This is a genomic window from Staphylococcus canis (genome assembly GCF_016238445.1).
GTDB classification, from domain to species: Bacteria; Bacillota; Bacilli; order Staphylococcales; family Staphylococcaceae; genus Staphylococcus; species Staphylococcus canis.
In genome coordinates, this window is the sequence record NZ_JABANU010000008.1 from 74,433 (window position 1) to 91,716 (window position 17,284).

Here is a 17,284-nt window from a genome sequence, read left to right on the forward strand (position 1 = left end):
TTATACTATTTTCCCTATGACCACCTCTAATGTGCTTATATTCATTTTAAAATTGATGACTGGTTTTCGCAAATAGATATCAATCGTTATGCTTTTACGTTATGTTTTGGAATGACTGTAAAAGCGACGATGAACGCGATAATTACCATGCTTGCGCCAACGATTAACGCAATTGTAGCTGAAAAGTGCGGCGTATGGTTTACGGATAATGTCGCGTATACGGTTGTGACCACAGCGATACCAAATGCGGCACCTAATGTAGATGTCATTTTGATAATACCAGAAGCCATACCTACTTTTTCAGCTGGTGCGTTGGATACGGCTGTAGATAGGGCTGGTGTAGCGAAAAAACCGAGTCCTAATCCAATGAGTGAAAAGCCGATTAACGCAACAATATAATATAAGATATGTGGCAAGCTATTAATAGATAACAACAAGATTCCGACACTGATAGAGATAGGGCCTGTCATGAGTGGAATTTGTGGGCCATGTGTGCGCATAAAGCGTTCACCGACACGAATCATCAATAAGCTTCCAATCATATAAGGTATTGTAATCAGTCCTGCTTGTGCGCCTGTAAGTCCCATGCCTGCTTGAGCGAATATATTAAATAAAGCAAGAGCCCCGATGACTGTATTTACAAGTAAGTTCGCAACAACAGTACCGATGTAGATTTTATTTGAAAATAAACTAAAGTCGATAAACGGATTGTCACGACGTTGCTCAAACAAGTAAAAGACGATGAGTGTGACGATAAAAATACCGATAAGAGTCAAGATGATTGGATGACCCCAACCCATTTTAGAACCTTGTGTAATGACGACATTGACACTAATCATCATAATAACAAAGATGATAATACCTGGAATGTCAAAACGTTTACCTTCAGCTGAATGGTCTTTTGATTCCGGTGTACCTTTGAGTAAAACCATCGCGACAAGCGCAAAGATTACAGATAAGATAAAGATCCAGCGCCATCCGACATATGTCGCAATAACCCCCGCAAAGAGTGAGGCGAATCCTGTACCACCGTATGAGCCGAATGACCAATAACTTAATGCTTTTTGACGTGCTTCACCTTCAAAAAATTGATTGATTAACGCAATCGTTGAAGGTAATAAGCACGCTGCAGATAACCCTTGAAAAGCACGACCTGCAATGAGTAAAACTGGGAAGTTCGATATAATTAATAAAACAGAACCGATAATGCTGAGTATTAATCCAACTTGTGTTACTTTGACGCGGCCTAATTTATCAGAAAGTCCTCCAGCGACAACGATAAAAACACCTGTTAAGAGTGATGTGAGACTGACCGCTATGTTAATGATACTCAAGTCCACCCCATAGTCATGTTGAACATGGGGTGCGATATTGAGTAAAGACTGCGCGAATAACCAGTATGTTAAAATACCTAAAATAATACCAATGATAAGTTGTTTGTGTTTATTGTATGTGGTTGACATGTGAGTCACGTCCTATTCTTCAATGACTTTATTTTGTGCAGCTGTTTCGGCAGCAATACGTCCGAATGTGAAGATATCAGCTAAGGCATTACCACCTAAACGGTTACCAGCGTGAATACCACCTGTGACTTCTCCTGATGCGTATAATCCCGGAATAACATTGTTTTCAATATCTAAGACCTGTGCTTGGCTGTTGATACTTAAACCACCCATTGTATGGTGTACGGCTGGTTTACGTGGTGTCGCATAGAATGGAGCTTTTTCAATTTTTAAATCGAACGCATTTTTATGGAAATCATCGTCATGACCTTGATCGACAAAGTGGTTATAACGTTCAATTGTGTTGACTAATGTTTCAGGGTTCATATTTAATTTTTCTGCAAGTGCTTCTAGTGTATCTGCTTTGATTAATGTGCCATCTTCTAATTCGTTTTGAATTTTAGAATCTGATGTGTTCATAGCTAATGATTTAATATTTTCATCTGCAATGATGTAGAAGAGGCCATCTTCTTGTTCTAGTGCTGCTTTAGATAATACGTCACGGCTTTCGAATTCGTTGACGAAACGTTGACCTGCTTTATTGACAAAGACGAAGTTTGAAGGCGTCACGATAAGTCCTGTGAATAATGCGCCAGTTTTCGGGTCTGAGATTGGCATGAATTGTGTAAAGCCCATACCGACTAGGTCAGCACCAGCTTGTGTACCTAAACGGATACCGTCTCCTGTAATAGCAGGTGAGTTGGTTGTTTTAATATCATCTGGGATATGGCTCCAATACGTATTGTATTGTTGTAACATTTTTGTATTTGCGCCGAATCCACCTGTTGCGATAATGACACCGTAACGTGCGTAAAGTTTGAGTTTTGTACCGTTAGATTGACGTGCTTCGACACCGATAACTTTATGATCTTTGATGATAAGTTTTTCGGCTGTTGTTTCTGTCATAATGCGACCGTTATGAGATTTAACGTAACCGCTTAATGTTTCAACGTATTCTAATCCTTGTGCTTTCATTGGTTTATGACCACGACGCCATAGTGCACCGACTGGCATGTCGACAAATGAACGGTCGAAATGTACACCTTTTTCAGTGAGCCAATTCACAGATTCAAGCACACGTTCAGTTAATGTTTTGACTAAGTCGTAGCGACCGATAATCGCTTTACCGTTGCGGTCTGTACGTTTGCCACCTAAATAAGTTTGAATGCGGTGAAGTTCATTAGAGTCGAATAAGTAACTAGGTGCGTCTTTTGTTTTGGCCATATAGTCTTTAATTTGGCTTTGAAGTGTACGGAAATCTTCTAAGTAATCGTCATCAATGTCGGATTCTTTAAGTTCAAGTAATTGTTCAAGTGTTTCTTTTTCACCGGCTAATGCTGGGAATTCATTTTGCCAAGATGGTTCTGTTGCGTTCACTTGACCACCCGTACGAATCGTATTACCACCAATTGCTGGGAATTTTTCTAACATGATGACTGATTTATCATGATCAATTGCTGTAGCAGCAGCACTTAAACCTGCTCCACCTGTACCGATAACAACAACATCTGTTGTTTCTTCAACTGTTTCGTTTGACCATTTCACAACTGGTTTTGGACGTGCACGTAAGATGTCTGGGTTTTCACCAGCTTGTGTGATTGCTTCTGCGATACCATCAAGAATACCTTGGCTTGTCACTGTTGCCCCTGAGATGGCATCAATGTTTAATGTTTGGTTATCGATAATGTCACGTGGTAGACGTTCAAATACAGGGTTAGCGATACCTTCTGACTCGCCACTGTCATCAATATGAATGCTTACAATCTTATCTTGAGATAGTTCGACTTTCATTGGTAAGTCACCATTGTGACCTTTAGCGAATACGTCATAAGTGCCTGCTTTGAATTGTACTTTTTTATTCTGAAGTGCTTTGAGACGTTCGTATTTACGATGTTCTTCAGCTTTGTCTAAAATCATAAAGTCCATTACTTTCCATAGCGGAGAAGGGATGTGTAATGTTTTTTGATCATGAATATCAACAAATTCGTCTACTTTTTCGCCATCTAACACTTTCGTTAACCATTGTGGTTCAACCAAATAAGCTTTACCAACACTTAGTAAGTCATATCCGAGTTCAAGTGCAGCTTCCGCATCTTCATATTGAGCAATACTACCCACACCGATAAGCGGAATCGTTGCGAGTGTCTCACTTTGTAAGCGGCGGTATTTTGTGATTAAAGGTTCAGTATCTTCTTGGTTTACGATAGATGTACGTTTATAGCTATTTGCTGAGATGTGGAAATAGTCAGGGTGATATTCTGCTAAAGTGTTGAGTAAAAACATCGTGTCTTCAAAACGAATACCAGGTTCTTCAATTTCTTCAGGTGAGAAGCGGTATCCGATGATAAACGTATCAGCACCTTGTGCTTTTGCGACTTCTTGCACACGTTGTAGCACTTTAACAGGGAATGTGGTACGTTTTTTGTTATCGCCACCCCATTCGTCTTGACGACGGTTAGAGTGTGGAGAGAAGAATTGTTGTAGTAAATATGTGTTCGCACCATGAATTTCAACACCATCAAAACCAGCTTCAATTGCGCGACGTGTTGCCTCCGCAAAGTGTTCAATCATTGCTTCAATTTGGTGATGTGTCATTTCACGTGGAACTTGAGCGTCAGGACGTAAAGCAGCGACTGGACTCGCAGAAATTGGTGTTTCGCCGCCATTTAATTTAGGATTTGCCATACGTCCAGCGTGATATAATTGTAAAATAGCTTTAGATCCTTTACTTTGAATCGCTTCAGCTAAACGTTTAAGTCCAGGAATTTTATCGTCATTATCAATCCCAATTGCACCAGGGAAGCCACGACCGTGATCTTCAACGAAACAACTTTCAACGATAATCGCAGCCGCATCGCCAGCACGGAATTGATAGTAATCAATCATTTCAGACGTCACGCTACCATCAAAATAAGCAGCTTGAATTGTCATTGGTGCCATTAAAACTCTATTTTTAAGTTCAGCACCTCCACGTAATTGAACGGAATCTAAAATCTTTTGAGTCATTATTAAATCCTCCTTGTTTATATAAATGTGAATTTTTTCACATAATAAGCTAAAAAATATATGCGCCTCAACGCCATGTTAATTTGTTCTTCAACTGTGTCGTATACAAAATGTCTTCATCTTTAGTGATAATGACAGCTTCAATGCCGTCGATTTGATTTAGTAAATCTATGTTGTGTTGAGCCTGACCAAAACTACAAAGTGTAGACCATACCTCACCGTCAATCGCATGGTCAGATACAATTGTGACACTCGCAATGTCGTTATCAGCAGGGTAACCTGTTCGACTGTCTAATATGTGGTGATAGAGTTGTCCTTCATGTATAAAGTAGCGCTCATAAATGCCTGATGTCACTACAGCTTGGTGTCTGATGTTGAGACTTGCGATAGGTATGGACAAAAAGGGATGTCGAATACCCACTTGCCAATCTGTCTCACGGGGAGATGTTCCGATTGTAATCACATTACCACCTAAATTAATCATGCCACGCTTAACACCATGTTTCATAAAAAAGGATTGTAATTCATCTGCAAAATAACCCTTCGCAATGGCACCAAGGTCAATTTCCATACCAGGTTTCACTAAGAAAACAGAATGATCCTCAGCGTTTAAAACCATATCATCTGGATGAATCAATGCCAGTCGTGATTCAATGGATGCTTTATCTGGCACATCTGTAGCGTTAAAACCAATTTGCCACAATTTAACTAAGGGGCCGATTAAAATATTCATTTTTTGTTGTGAAGATTGTGTCACATGATGTGCATACTGAATCAGGTCAAAAAGTTCTGGGTGAACGGATACAGGAGATTGACCAGCATGTTGATTTACGGCCATCAATTCGGAAGAGGCGCGATTAGCGCTAAACCGTTGCTCCCACACTTTAATTTGTGATTCTGCCTCTTGTAATAACGATGTAGCGTCTGGATGTTCAATCGCAAGCTGTATTTGAGTGCCCATTGCTTTAAAGTGATGTGTGTTCAAAAGACTCACCCCTTATATGCTAATTTGTCTTACAATTCAATAAGACTTTAAAGCACTTAAGCAATTCACCGTCAGTATAACACGTTTTCAAGTATAAATGTGAAAAACATCACATTGTTCATAATGTCTTAATAATTTTGTTCAATAGGGTAGGTTATTCATTAAATAGTGTTCAATATATAAAATTTAAAAGGGAGATTAGCGAAGAAAGATGGAATAAAAAACACCACTTCATTATGATGTTCAGTAAGCATACAACATCATAATGAAGTAGTGTATTAAAATCCAGTCATTACCTACTCATTCGAAAAAAAAGATACGTGTCATGGTGTTCTAGATGAACAAATGCGCTTGAACGCATTTGTAAGAACCACTAACATCTGGAGTCTTAATGTGGTTAGTAACCTTTAGGTAAGAGACTCCATATGAAGTGGTTCTTTAGAATTCAAAGCGCTCTCACAATGACCTTGGTGATAGACGGTGTTTCAAAAGCAGGATTTTCGGTAGAACTCCACATCTTGATAAAATTAAAAACCAATTTTACAAGCTGTTACGTTCTACTCAAATCCTAACCGCTTTTTCAACAACCTTATTGTTTTTTGTCTTCGAGTGTGTAGAATGGGTATTCGTTTATGTTGTTGCCGCCTTTTAGGATGGCGCGGTTGACGAAGATTGTGTTGTCGTTCCATTTGATTGTGGCTTCTCCCCGAACATAGATGTTGTTGTCGTCGCCCATTGTGATTTCTGTGTGGTCGTGTTTTTCATTTGGTTTACCATCTTTACGTTCGTATGTGAGTGCGCCACTTGGGCATTTTTCAATTGTGTTTGCGATTGAATCTGCATCTGATTGTGTTGGATCGATCCAAGGGCGTTTTGTTGTATCAAAAACCTCTGGTGAGTTTTTGATACATTCTGCAGCATGGATACATCGTTTGATGTCGTAAAATACATCAATGTCGTCACTTGTATAACGTTTAGCCAAAATGCTCACCTCTTCTTTAAATGTTACTTCTAACATAGCATATCACCTCCGCTTTCAAAAGAATTGTGAATTATTTTTAAAATTCATGTTAAGTGATATGAACGGAGGAATGAAGTATGATTATGAGCTCATAAACATTGAGATATAAATGGTTATAGACATCGGGTAAGTCTTCCGTATGTGAGAGGGTAGTCTCACCTCTTACTGTAATTCGATAAAGTAGATAGGTTCATTAGGGTATCGTCCTTTTTAACACTTTATTTTATTTTATGGTATTCTGTAAGCGCATATAGGAAAAGATTAATTTTGATTTAGAGAAGGAAAGAAGGGAACGGGATGGCAAGAAGTTCTAAAAAAGAAGAAATTTTACTTGCGGCTGCGACGATTGTGAATGAACAAGGTGCAGATTATTTAACATTAGATGCTGTAGCGGAAAAGGCAGGTGTGAGTAAGGGCGGCTTACTGTATCATGTCAAAAGTAAAGCCGGATTGATTGAGGATTTAGTGCGCTATGCGAATGATTTATATCAAGATAATGTCAATCAAAATTTAGAGGAGACTGAAACTGAGTCGCAAACACAGTGGTTGAATGCCTTTATTGAAGCAACACGTGAACATCGTACTGGGAATGCACCAATCACCTCAGCGATGCTTGCTGCTCAAGGTATGAACAAGCAATTATTATCACCATTAATCGAGACGTATCAAGATTGGCAAAGTAAAATTGAAACGGGTGAGTTGGATAAAGTAGATGCGACAATTATCCGTTTAGCGATTGATGGCTTATGGTTGTCTGAAATATTTGGGATGAGTGCCATTGATGAATCAATGAGAGAAGATGTACTGAATCGTTTAAAAACCTATACTGAACGCCGTTAATAGATCAATAAGATGAGTGAGTAAGGCTATTAATCAACAAGATACCAGTTGATTAATGGTCTTTTTTTAATGATATGCTTTGTAAAAAGTTAATGTTCATGCATATTGAGACAATGTTTTAAATTTTTTTGAGTGAAAGGGTTGATTATTAACCGACTGGTTGGTATAGTAATCAACAGTGATTTTTTTACGAAAGGATGTTGGTTATGAAGAAAGTAATGTTATCAGTAGCGTTAACAGGTGCTGGCGATACAACTGAAAAAAATGAAAACGTACCAGTAACACCTCAAGAAATTGCAGATTCAGCGATTAAATGTGCAAGAGCAGGGGCGACAGTTGCGCATATTCATGTAAGAGATCCTAAAACAGGAGGCATTAGTCACGATCCAGAATTATACGCTGAAGCAGTGCGTTTAATTCGAGAAGCGGATGAAGATATTATCATCAATGTGACATCAGGCGGCGGTGGTGACTTTATACCAAGCCTAGAACATCCGGATAGAGGCGGAGAAGGGACTTGGATGCAAACACCAGAAGAACGTCATCGTCCAATTGCAGAAAACCTACCAGAAATGTGTACATTAGATTGCGGTAGTGTGAATATGGGTGACGCATTATACGTAAGCCCAGCTTCATGGCTTCGTGATCAAGCACGTTTAGTTCAAGAATCAGGTGTACAACCAGAGTTAGAATGTTTTGATACAGGACACATTCGTTTTGCGAAACAACTTATTGAAGAAGGTCTAGTGGATAACCCAATGTTCCAATTTTGCTTAGGTATTCCTTGGGGAGCAGAAAATGATCCTGAAACACTAGATTATATGATTTCACGTCTTCCAGAAGGTGCTGAGTGGTCAGCATTTGGTATTGGACGTATGCAGTTACCTACTGTACGTGAAGTAGCTAAACGTGGTGGTAACATCCGTGTTGGTTTAGAAGATAACTTATATATTAAAAAAGGTGTTAAAGCAACAAACGAAGCACTCGTTGAAGAAGCGAAAAAAATTATGGCGGAATATGATTTAGAGCCATTAACACCAAGTGAAGCACGCGAAAAATTTAACTTAAAACAACCAAAAGGAGGTCAATCATGAAGTTTGCAGTAGTAGGAACAGGTGTCATCGGCAGTGGCTGGATTACACGTATGCTTGCCCACGGTCATGACGTGATTGCGACAGACTTAAGTGAAGATGCTTATGAGCGTATGCTTGCTCAAGTGAAACAAAACTGGAGCTATGCAGAAGAGTTAGGTCTTGCTGAAGGTGCTTCTATTGACCGCTTAAAATTCACAACAAATTTAGCTGAAGCAGTACAAGATGCAGATTTAATTCAAGAAAATGTACCAGAAATTGAATCTGTAAAAGACAATGTCTTAAAAGAGATAGATTTTTATGCTAAACCTTCAGCGATTATTGGTTCAAGTACGTCAGGCATTATGCCGTCAGAACTTCAAAAAAACTTGAAAAATCCTGAGCGCTTAGTCGTAGCGCATCCATTCCATCCCGTTTACATTTTACCGCTAGTTGAAATTGTAGGTGGTAAAGAAACATCAGAAGCAACACTTGAAAAAGCGGAAGAGATTTATGAAGCAATCGGTATGGATGTCTTACACGTACGTCACGAAATTGAAGGGCACATTGCAGACCGTTTGATGGAAGCATTATGGCGAGAGTCACTTCATATTGTCAATGAAGGTATCGCAACAACAGAAGAAGTAGACAAAGCGTTTACACATGCTGCGGGCTTACGTTATGCACAATACGGTCCATTTATGACATTCCATCTCGCTGGTGGTGAAGGGGGTATGCGTCATATGCTTAAACAATTCGGACCTGCCCTTAAAAAGCCATGGACAAAACTTGTGGCACCTGAATTGACAGACGAGCTTTACGATAAAGTGGTTACAGGCAGTGAAGCAACATCTCAAGGCTATTCGATGTCAGAGCTTGATAGTAAGCGTAATGAGTTCTTAATTAAAGTAAAACAACTTGCTGAGCAATACTGGCCACAAGAAACAGCAGCAATGAAAAAGAAATCAAAACAGGCGGTGCGTTAATATGACTCAATATGCATATCAAACAACTGTCCAAGCTGAGTGGGTAGATCATAATCAACATATGAATGATGCTGCGTATAGTCGCGTCTTTAGCGATACGACAGATGATTGGTTAGCGTATCTAGGTTTAACCCCTCAAGCGATTGAAGACTGGCAATATACGGTGTTTACATTAGAACACCATTTAACATTTTTAAAAGAAATGAAACAATCTGAGCCGATTACAGTACGCGTTCAGCTTTATGACTATGATGCGAAACGACTTCACGTATTTATGTCTATGTATAATGAAGAAAATGAGTTAACTGCGACATATGAAGTGATGTTAATGGGTATAGATACAGTAACGGGTCGTCCAGCACCATTTAAGGAGACGATGTTTCAAGCAATTGAAAACGCCTATAAAGCTGAACCATTAACAGAAAAGCCGAAACAACTTGGACATCAAATCGGCATTCGTCACAAATAAAGAGTGTTAAAAGCACACGTAAGCTTAATGGAAGTTACTTCAGACGAAGGCAACCATACTTAGTGTGCTTTTTATTTTGAATTACGGATGACTCGAGTATTATCAAATTTTTAGAAAAGGACTGAACTTTATGTTAAGTATCAAAAATTTAACAAAAGTCTATGAAGGCGGCAAAAAAGCTGTCGATAACATGAACATCGACATCGAATCTGGGGAATTTGTCGCGTTTATCGGAACCAGTGGTAGTGGGAAAACAACTGCTTTACGTATGATTAACCGTATGATTGAAGCCACAGAAGGTGAAATTACAATAGACGGTAAAGATGTACGTAAAATGAATCCTGTTGAATTGAGACGAAGCATTGGCTATGTTATTCAACAAATTGGATTAATGCCACATATGACGGTCAAAGAAAATATCGTACTTGTGCCCAAACTACTGAAGTGGTCACAAGAGAAAAAAGACCAAAAAGCGAAAGAATTAATTCGTCTAGCAGATTTACCAGAATCATATTTAGACCAATACCCATCGCAATTATCGGGTGGACAACAACAACGTATCGGTGTAGTGCGTGCGCTTGCGGCGGAGCAAGATATTATTTTGATGGATGAGCCCTTTGGTGCACTTGACCCGATTACGCGCGATACTTTACAAGATTTAGTGAAAAAGTTACAACAACAACTCGGTAAAACATTTATTTTTGTAACACATGATATGGATGAAGCGATTAAGTTAGCTGACAAAATCTGTATTATGTCGAATGGTAAAGTTATACAGTATGATACGCCGGATAATATTTTGAGATATCCTGCAAATGACTTCGTACGTGACTTTATCGGACAAAACCGTTTAATTCAAGATCGCCCAAACATTCGAACAGTAGAAGATGCGATGATTAAACCGGTCACTGTACATATTGATCGTAGCTTAAATGATGCGGTAGGCATTATGAGAGAACGTCGTGTTGATACAATTTTTGTGATTGATAATGAGGAAAAATTATTAGGCTATCTAGATATTGAAGATATCAACCAAGGATTACGAGCGCGTCAGACACTCATTGATACGTTGCAACGCGATATTTATACTGTACGGGTCGATAGTAAATTACAAGACTCTGTACGCACGATTTTAAAACGTAATGTGCGTAATGTGCCTGTTGTTGCGAGTGACAATCAAACATTAGTAGGACTCGTGACGCGTGCTAATCTTGTTGACATTGTGTATGACAGCATTTGGGGTGAAGCGGAAGGAGAAGTTGATAGTACGCAACCACTTCAGTCTACTACAGGAGATGATCAATCATGATGGCATATTTAGCTGAAAATGGTGACGAATTATTATGGAAAGCGCTTGAACATTTATATATTTCAGTGATTGCACTAATTATTGCGATTATCGTTGCTGTACCTTTAGGTCTTTTGATCTCAAGAGTTGAGCGCTTATCTAAAATGGCACTCACTGTTGCAGGGATACTTCAAACGATACCAACTTTAGCAGTATTGGCTTTAATGATTCCATTATTCGGTGTCGGCAAAACGCCAGCGATTGTTGCATTATTTTTATATGTGTTGTTACCGATTTTAAATAACACGGTCATTGGTCTACAAAATATCGATCGTAATGTCAAAGAAGCTGGTCGAAGCATGGGGATGACGAACTTTCAATTAACGAAAGACGTGGAGTTACCGCTATCGCTACCTATGATTTTAAGTGGCATTCGGTTATCGTCTGTGTATGTCATCAGTTGGGCGACACTCGCAAGTTATGTTGGTGCTGGTGGTCTAGGTGATTTTATTTTTAACGGTCTGAACTTATATCAACCTGAAATGATCATTAGTGCAACGATTTTAGTCACACTCATCGCTCTGCTTGTTGATTTTTGCTTATCACGTATTGAAAACTGGGTGACACCTAAAGGATTAAAAATTTCCAGATAATCATTGAAGGAGGACATTATGAAACAAATGAAAAAAGGATTACTCATTTTAATCGTCTGTCTCACTGTGTTGTCTGGATGTAGTTTACCAGGGTTAAATAATAGCCATTCAGAGGATGAAGTGAGTATTACCGCATTAGCGACTAGTGAATCACAAATTTTATCACATATGTTACGTTTATTAATTGAACATGACACTCATGGAGAAGTGAAGCCAACGTTAATTAATAATTTAGGATCAAGTGTTATTCAACATAACGCTATAGAAAGTGGAGACGCAAATATTTCAGGTGTACGTTATACAGGAACAGAATTAACGGGGGCATTACATCAAGATGCTATCAAAGATCCAAAACGTGCCATGAACGTTGTACAACGTGAATTTACAAAACAATACGATCAAACTTTTTTTGATTCATATGGATTTGATAATACGTATGCATTAATGGTGACACGCGATACGGCTGAAAAGTATCATTTAAAAACCGTTTCTGACTTAAAAGCACATGCTAAGTCACTCAGAGTCGGAATGGATAGTTCTTGGATGAGTCGTGAAGGTGACGGTTATCCAGCATTCCAACAAGATTATGGCTTTAGCTTTGGCACGGTGCGACCGATGCAGATTGGATTAGTATACGACGCATTAAATGCAGGGAGTCTAGACGTTGCTGTAGGATATTCTACAGATGGACGAATTGCGGCGTATGACTTGGTGGTGTTAGAGGACGACCTTCATTTCTTTCCTCCATACGACGCAAGTCCACTTGTCACAAATGATTTATTGAAAGCACGACCAGAGCTGAAACCTATTGTTGAAAAGTTAGAAGGACGTATTACGACAGAAGAAATGCAGAAGCTGAACTATCAAGCAGATGGCCAAGGTCAAGAGCCAGCTGTTGTGGCAGAAAATTATTTAAAAGCACATCACTATTTCGATGATGATGCTCAAAGTAAATCGAAAGGAGGCCAAAGCTAATGGAAGGGAATTTATTTCAACAACTCATTCAATATTTTCAAACGAACTTTGGCTATCTCTTTGAACTCTTCTTAAATCACTTGCTGATGTCTATATATGGTGTGCTCTTTGCGGCACTCATTGGGATTCCACTTGGCATTGTGATTGCACGATATGGGAAGTTATCAACGGCTGTCATCACATTAGCCAATGTGATTCAAACTGTACCTGTTATTGCGATGCTTGCGATATTAATGCTAGGTATGGGACTTGGTATGAATACAGTTATTTTCACAGTATTTTTATATGCATTACTGCCAATTATTAAAAATACGTATACTGGTTTAACAGGTGTGGATCGCAATATTATCGATGCTGGAAAAGGTATGGGCATGACACGTAATCAAATTTTACGTATGATTGAACTACCACTATCATTATCTGTCATCATTGGCGGTTTGCGTATCGCGTTAGTAGTTGCGATTGGTGTTGTTGCAGTCGGCTCATTTATAGGCGCACCTACATTAGGTGACATTATCATTCGTGGGACAAATGCGACAGATGGGACATTGTTTATTTTAGCGGGGGCGATTCCGATAGTAATTATCGTTGTGATTATTGATATTGCCTTACGTCTTTTAGAAAAACGTTTAGACCCTTCTCACCGTCAATCGACAAAATCTTGATAAGGAGTGTGGATTATGGCTATCATGCATATGAATTACAAGTCAAAAACCATTGGCATGCATCAGTCTTTTGTAGTGATTTTGCCAGAAGATGAAACATATTTTGACCGTGAACAAACACCAAAACCACTACAATCGTTACTGTTGTTACATGGATTATCTAGCGATGCGACGTCATATACGCGTTATACGAGTATTGAGCGTTATGCGAATGACTATCAACTTGCGGTGATTATGCCGAATGCGGATCATAGTTTTTATACTAATATGAGACATGGTCATCGTTATTACGATTATGTTCTAGAAGTTTGGGACTATGCGCATCAAATTCTGCCATTATCAAAAGAAAGAAAAGATCATTTTATTGCAGGACATTCTATGGGTGGATACGGCACAATCAAGTACGCGCTTACGCAAGGTGAACGTTTTGCTAAAGCAGCGCCGCTATCTGCAGTTTATGATGTTACAGCGCTTCAAGATTTCGAGTGGCATGATTTTACACTTGAAAATATTGTAGATATGAACGACACAGAAGATTTTGAAGCTTTTAGCCCGCATCATTTAGTGGAAGAAGCGCAAGCAAAAGGTAAAGTGATTCCAGAATTACTTATTATGTGTGGTACAGAAGATATCTTGTATCCGGATAACGTTGCATTTACAGAGTTTTTAACTTCAAAACAAATTCCTTATACTTTTATAGAAGGTAAAGGTGACCATGATTATGCGTATTGGGATCAGGCGATACGCACAGTAATTGAAAAGTTTACACAAAATGATTGATGTATTATGAATATGGGGATTTGAAGCGGAGTAAAGGCTTCAAATCCTTTTTTTATACTTAAATTTCAAAAAAATCGTGGCACGTAAAAAAATATTTTGAAAAGGTATTGTCATATGATGACCTGTTGTGTATAATGTAGTCGATTAGTTGAATAGCGTGTTACTGTTTCGAACAGGCATGAGCAAATATCAAAATCATCATTATAGGATGGTTGTATTTGTTCATGCCTTTTTTCATGCGTTCTATATTGAGAGGAGTGCTTTTAGCAATGTTTAAAAAGTTTTTCGGCCAATTGCAAAGAATTGGTAAAGCCTTAATGTTACCTGTTGCGATTTTACCAGCAGCGGGTATCTTGCTCGCACTTGGGAATGCGATGCACAATGACCAATTAGTGGCATTAGCCCCTTGGTTAAAACTTGATGTGTTTGTCATGATTTCATCTATTATGGAATCTGCTGGACAAGTCATATTCGACAACTTACCGTTACTATTCGCAGTAGGGACAGCACTTGGTCTTGCAGGCGGAGATGGTGTAGCGGCACTGGCTGCACTTGTAGGGTATTTAATTATGAATGCCACAATGGGTAAAGTCATGAATATCACAATTGACCAAATTTACTCATATGCAGACGGTGCTTCAGTATTAAGTCAAGCTGAAAAATTACCGCAACATGCACTAGTCTTAGGTATCCCAACCCTTCAAACGGGTGTGTTTGGTGGTATTATCATTGGTGCACTTGCCGCTTGGTGTTACAACAAGTTTTATAATATTACATTACCGCAATTTTTAGGTTTCTTTGCAGGTAAACGTTTTGTACCGATTGTAACATCTGTAGTCGCAATTATTACTGGAGTATTATTAAGTTTCATTTGGCCACCAATCCAAGATGGACTCAATAACTTATCGAACTTCTTATTAAATAAAAACTTAGTCTTAACAACATTTATTTTTGGAATTATTGAACGTGCTTTAATTCCATTCGGTTTACACCATATTTTCTATGCGCCATTCTGGTTTGAGTTTGGTAGTTATGTTGATAAAGCAGGAGAGCTTGTTCGTGGTGACCAACGTATTTGGATGGCTCAAATGCGTGATGGTGTTGCCTTTACAGCAGGTGCGTTTACAACAGGTAAATATCCATTCATGATGTTTGGTTTACCGGCAGCAGCGTATGCGATTTATCGTCAAGCGCGTCCAGAACGTAAAAAAATCGTTGCTGGTTTAATGTTATCAGCAGGTCTGACATCATTCTTAACAGGGATTACAGAACCTTTAGAGTTCTCATTCTTATTCGTAGCACCAATTTTATATGTAGCACATGTATTTTTAGCAGGTACATCGTTCTTAGTAATGCATCTATTAAACGTTAAAATTGGAATGACCTTCTCAGGTGGTTTCATCGATTATGTGCTGTATGGTTTATTAAACTGGGATCGTACGAATGCGTTATGGGTTATTCCAGTGGGGATAGTTTATGCGATAGTGTATTACTTCTTATTCACATTCTTAATTAAACGAATGAACTTAAAAACACCAGGACGTGAAGATAAAGCAACAGAATCACGTGAAACATCTGTTCAACGTTTACCATTTGACGTATTAGACGCAATGGGTGGTAAAGACAATATCAAACATTTAGATGCATGTATCACGCGTTTACGTGTAGAAGTAAATGATAAATCACAAGTAGACGTTAACGGATTAAAAGAACTTGGAGCAGCTGGTGTGCTTGAAGTAGGTAACAATATGCAAGCGATTTTCGGACCGAAGTCAGATCAAATTAAACATGATATGGCACGTATCATCTCAGGTGAAATTACAAAACCAAGTGAAACAACAACAACGGATACGCTTGAAGATAATGTAGTACACGTAGATGACACAAGAGCCATTACAGTAGCTGCACCAGGAAAAGGTGAGATTATTCCATTATCTGAAGTGCCAGACCAAGTCTTCTCAGGTAAAATGATGGGGGACGGTGTCGGATTCATACCACATGACGGTGAAATCTCAGCACCATTTAACGGTGTTGTCAAAACGATTTTCCCTACAAAACATGCGATTGGTTTAGAATCTACAGATGGTTTAGAATTACTCATTCACATCGGTATTGATACCGTGAAATTAGACGGTAAAGGATTCGAAAGTCTTGTGAATGTCGATGATGAAGTCGTTGAAGGTCAACCGTTAATGAAAGTTGACTTAGACTATATTAAAGCAAATGCGCCAAGCATCGTGACACCACTTATCGTCACAAACTTGGAAGATCGTATGATTGAATTTGAAGATGTAACTGAAGTCGAAAAAGGTCATAAAATCTTTACAGTTCAATAATGTCAAACACCCCTTAGACGTCAACAATAGACGTATAGGGGTGTTATACTATAAATGTATCGAAACATTCTAGGAGGTATAATATGGAACGTAAAGACGACCTGGATGAATCGCTTCGTACATTTGGATGGCTTGATTTTATCTTTTTCATACCATTTAGTCTGTTATTTTACTATTTACCATCAGATCACTGGTGGCAATTTCTCATTAATGTCATCATTATGATTTTAAGTGCAGTGGGTACTGCACACATTGTATACATTATTAAGAAGAAAAAAGCTAAAAGAGGGAAGTAGACGCTTGTAGTGAACCCAAAAAGTTGAACTTTTTGATTAAGCTATTTTCCTAAGGCAAGATTTCTGTATTCAACAGGAGTCTTGCCTTTTAAATTTACTTTTCTTCTTACGTTATTATAGTAATTGATATATTTGTGGATTTCTAATTCCAACTCTTCATAAGAATTAAATTCTTCTCCATAAAACATCTCTTGTTTTAATAGGCCAAAGAAATTCTCCATTGGAGAATTATCATAACAGTTCCCTTTACGCGACATACTTTGAAATATATGATTGTCTTTGAGCGCTTTTACCCAAGCTTTATGCTGGTAGTGCCAACCTTGATCAGAATGTACTGTAGTTCGATAATTTAATTCAGGTATATTTTTAATAGCCTGATTTAAAGATGACAAAGCACATTCTAAATTTGGGT

At 38.5% G+C, this 17,284-nt stretch carries 16 protein-coding genes; 11 read left to right on the top strand and 5 right to left on the bottom strand.

The window, feature by feature from the left end:
• Nucleotides 1–86: 86 nt before the first annotated feature.
• From HHH54_RS04510 to HHH54_RS04525, 4 genes are all read right to left on the bottom strand, one after another.
• The gene (locus HHH54_RS04510; RefSeq protein WP_198617649.1) at nucleotides 87–1,463 is read right to left on the bottom strand and encodes an MFS transporter; all 1,377 of its coding nucleotides are present in this window, start codon (nucleotides 1,461–1,463) and stop codon (nucleotides 87–89) included.
• Between the two features lie 12 nt (nucleotides 1,464–1,475).
• The gene (locus HHH54_RS04515; protein WP_198617650.1) at nucleotides 1,476–4,508 is read right to left on the bottom strand and encodes an NADH-dependent flavin oxidoreductase; all 3,033 of its coding nucleotides are present in this window, start codon (nucleotides 4,506–4,508) and stop codon (nucleotides 1,476–1,478) included.
• Nucleotides 4,509–4,575: 67 nt separating this feature from the next.
• Nucleotides 4,576–5,493 (bottom strand): FAD:protein FMN transferase, encoded by a 918-nt coding sequence (locus HHH54_RS04520; protein WP_432813792.1) that lies wholly within the window; start codon nucleotides 5,491–5,493, stop codon nucleotides 4,576–4,578.
• Between the two features lie 589 nt (nucleotides 5,494–6,082).
• Complete coding sequence (locus HHH54_RS04525) at nucleotides 6,083–6,511, bottom strand: (4Fe-4S)-binding protein (protein ID WP_232796244.1); 429 nt, start codon at nucleotides 6,509–6,511, stop codon at nucleotides 6,083–6,085.
• 300 nt (nucleotides 6,512–6,811) lie between these two features.
• Between HHH54_RS04525 and HHH54_RS04530 the strand changes: the two genes are divergently transcribed.
• The 11 genes from HHH54_RS04530 to HHH54_RS04580 all read left to right on the top strand — a co-directional run bounded on the left by HHH54_RS04530 (nucleotide 6,812) and on the right by HHH54_RS04580 (nucleotide 16,872).
• Nucleotides 6,812–7,354 carry a TetR/AcrR family transcriptional regulator gene (locus HHH54_RS04530; protein ID WP_198617651.1) on the top strand — a complete coding sequence of 181 codons (543 nt, stop codon included), beginning with the start codon at nucleotides 6,812–6,814 and terminating at the stop codon, nucleotides 7,352–7,354.
• Between the two features lie 206 nt (nucleotides 7,355–7,560).
• Entirely contained in the window at nucleotides 7,561–8,448 is an 888-nt protein-coding gene (locus HHH54_RS04535; RefSeq protein WP_198617652.1) for a beta-keto acid cleavage family enzyme, read from the top strand.
• Nucleotides 8,445–9,410, top strand: a complete 966-nt coding sequence (locus tag HHH54_RS04540) for a 3-hydroxyacyl-CoA dehydrogenase NAD-binding domain-containing protein (protein ID WP_198617653.1) — start codon at nucleotides 8,445–8,447, stop codon at nucleotides 9,408–9,410. Before HHH54_RS04535 ends, HHH54_RS04540 begins: the two co-directional genes overlap by 4 nt.
• A gap of 1 nt (nucleotide 9,411) precedes the next feature.
• Nucleotides 9,412–9,879 (top strand): thioesterase family protein, encoded by a 468-nt coding sequence (locus tag HHH54_RS04545; RefSeq protein WP_198617654.1) that lies wholly within the window; start codon nucleotides 9,412–9,414, stop codon nucleotides 9,877–9,879.
• Between the two features lie 130 nt (nucleotides 9,880–10,009).
• A complete protein-coding gene (locus tag HHH54_RS04550) occupies nucleotides 10,010–11,188 on the top strand; it encodes a betaine/proline/choline family ABC transporter ATP-binding protein (RefSeq protein ID WP_198617655.1) in 1,179 nt (392 codons plus the stop codon).
• The gene (locus tag HHH54_RS04555) at nucleotides 11,185–11,820 is read left to right on the top strand and encodes an ABC transporter permease (protein ID WP_198617656.1); all 636 of its coding nucleotides are present in this window, start codon (nucleotides 11,185–11,187) and stop codon (nucleotides 11,818–11,820) included. Before HHH54_RS04550 ends, HHH54_RS04555 begins: the two co-directional genes overlap by 4 nt.
• Nucleotides 11,821–11,838: 18 nt before the next feature.
• A complete protein-coding gene (locus HHH54_RS04560; RefSeq protein ID WP_198617657.1) occupies nucleotides 11,839–12,795 on the top strand; it encodes an osmoprotectant ABC transporter substrate-binding protein in 957 nt (318 codons plus the stop codon).
• A complete protein-coding gene (locus HHH54_RS04565; RefSeq protein ID WP_198617658.1) occupies nucleotides 12,795–13,460 on the top strand; it encodes an ABC transporter permease in 666 nt (221 codons plus the stop codon). Before HHH54_RS04560 ends, HHH54_RS04565 begins: the two co-directional genes overlap by 1 nt.
• A gap of 15 nt (nucleotides 13,461–13,475) precedes the next feature.
• A complete protein-coding gene (locus HHH54_RS04570; protein WP_198617659.1) occupies nucleotides 13,476–14,240 on the top strand; it encodes an alpha/beta hydrolase in 765 nt (254 codons plus the stop codon).
• 269 nt (nucleotides 14,241–14,509) lie between these two features.
• Nucleotides 14,510–16,576 (top strand): glucose-specific PTS transporter subunit IIBC, encoded by a 2,067-nt coding sequence (ptsG, locus tag HHH54_RS04575; protein WP_198617660.1) that lies wholly within the window; start codon nucleotides 14,510–14,512, stop codon nucleotides 16,574–16,576.
• Between the two features lie 83 nt (nucleotides 16,577–16,659).
• Nucleotides 16,660–16,872 carry a DUF6007 family protein gene (locus tag HHH54_RS04580; RefSeq protein WP_198617661.1) on the top strand — a complete coding sequence of 71 codons (213 nt, stop codon included), beginning with the start codon at nucleotides 16,660–16,662 and terminating at the stop codon, nucleotides 16,870–16,872.
• 41 nt (nucleotides 16,873–16,913) lie between these two features.
• Here HHH54_RS04580 and HHH54_RS04585 read toward each other — a convergent pair.
• On the bottom strand, nucleotides 16,914–17,284 hold a 371-nt coding region (locus HHH54_RS04585; protein ID WP_198617662.1), incomplete at its 5' end, for an IS3 family transposase.

Bases quoted from the DNA above. Each gene is read 5' to 3' on its own strand.
- ptsG (WP_198617660.1), top strand. From the start codon at position 14,510: ATGTTTAAAAAGTTTTTCGGCCAATTGCAAAGAATTGGTAAAGCCTTA.
- HHH54_RS04580 (WP_198617661.1), top strand. From the start codon at position 16,660: ATGGAACGTAAAGACGACCTGGATGAATCGCTTCGTACATTTGGATGG.
- HHH54_RS04550 (WP_198617655.1), top strand. From the start codon at position 10,010: ATGTTAAGTATCAAAAATTTAACAAAAGTCTATGAAGGCGGCAAAAAA.
- HHH54_RS04545 (WP_198617654.1), top strand. From the start codon at position 9,412: ATGACTCAATATGCATATCAAACAACTGTCCAAGCTGAGTGGGTAGAT.
- HHH54_RS04510 (WP_198617649.1), bottom strand. From the start codon at position 1,463: ATGTCAACCACATACAATAAACACAAACAACTTATCATTGGTATTATT.
- HHH54_RS04540 (WP_198617653.1), top strand. From the start codon at position 8,445: ATGAAGTTTGCAGTAGTAGGAACAGGTGTCATCGGCAGTGGCTGGATT.
- HHH54_RS04560 (WP_198617657.1), top strand. From the start codon at position 11,839: ATGAAACAAATGAAAAAAGGATTACTCATTTTAATCGTCTGTCTCACT.
- HHH54_RS04555 (WP_198617656.1), top strand. From the start codon at position 11,185: ATGATGGCATATTTAGCTGAAAATGGTGACGAATTATTATGGAAAGCG.
- HHH54_RS04570 (WP_198617659.1), top strand. From the start codon at position 13,476: ATGGCTATCATGCATATGAATTACAAGTCAAAAACCATTGGCATGCAT.
- HHH54_RS04535 (WP_198617652.1), top strand. From the start codon at position 7,561: ATGAAGAAAGTAATGTTATCAGTAGCGTTAACAGGTGCTGGCGATACA.
- HHH54_RS04565 (WP_198617658.1), top strand. From the start codon at position 12,795: ATGGAAGGGAATTTATTTCAACAACTCATTCAATATTTTCAAACGAAC.
- HHH54_RS04525 (WP_232796244.1), bottom strand. From the start codon at position 6,511: ATGTTAGAAGTAACATTTAAAGAAGAGGTGAGCATTTTGGCTAAACGT.
- HHH54_RS04515 (WP_198617650.1), bottom strand. From the start codon at position 4,508: ATGACTCAAAAGATTTTAGATTCCGTTCAATTACGTGGAGGTGCTGAA.
- HHH54_RS04530 (WP_198617651.1), top strand. From the start codon at position 6,812: ATGGCAAGAAGTTCTAAAAAAGAAGAAATTTTACTTGCGGCTGCGACG.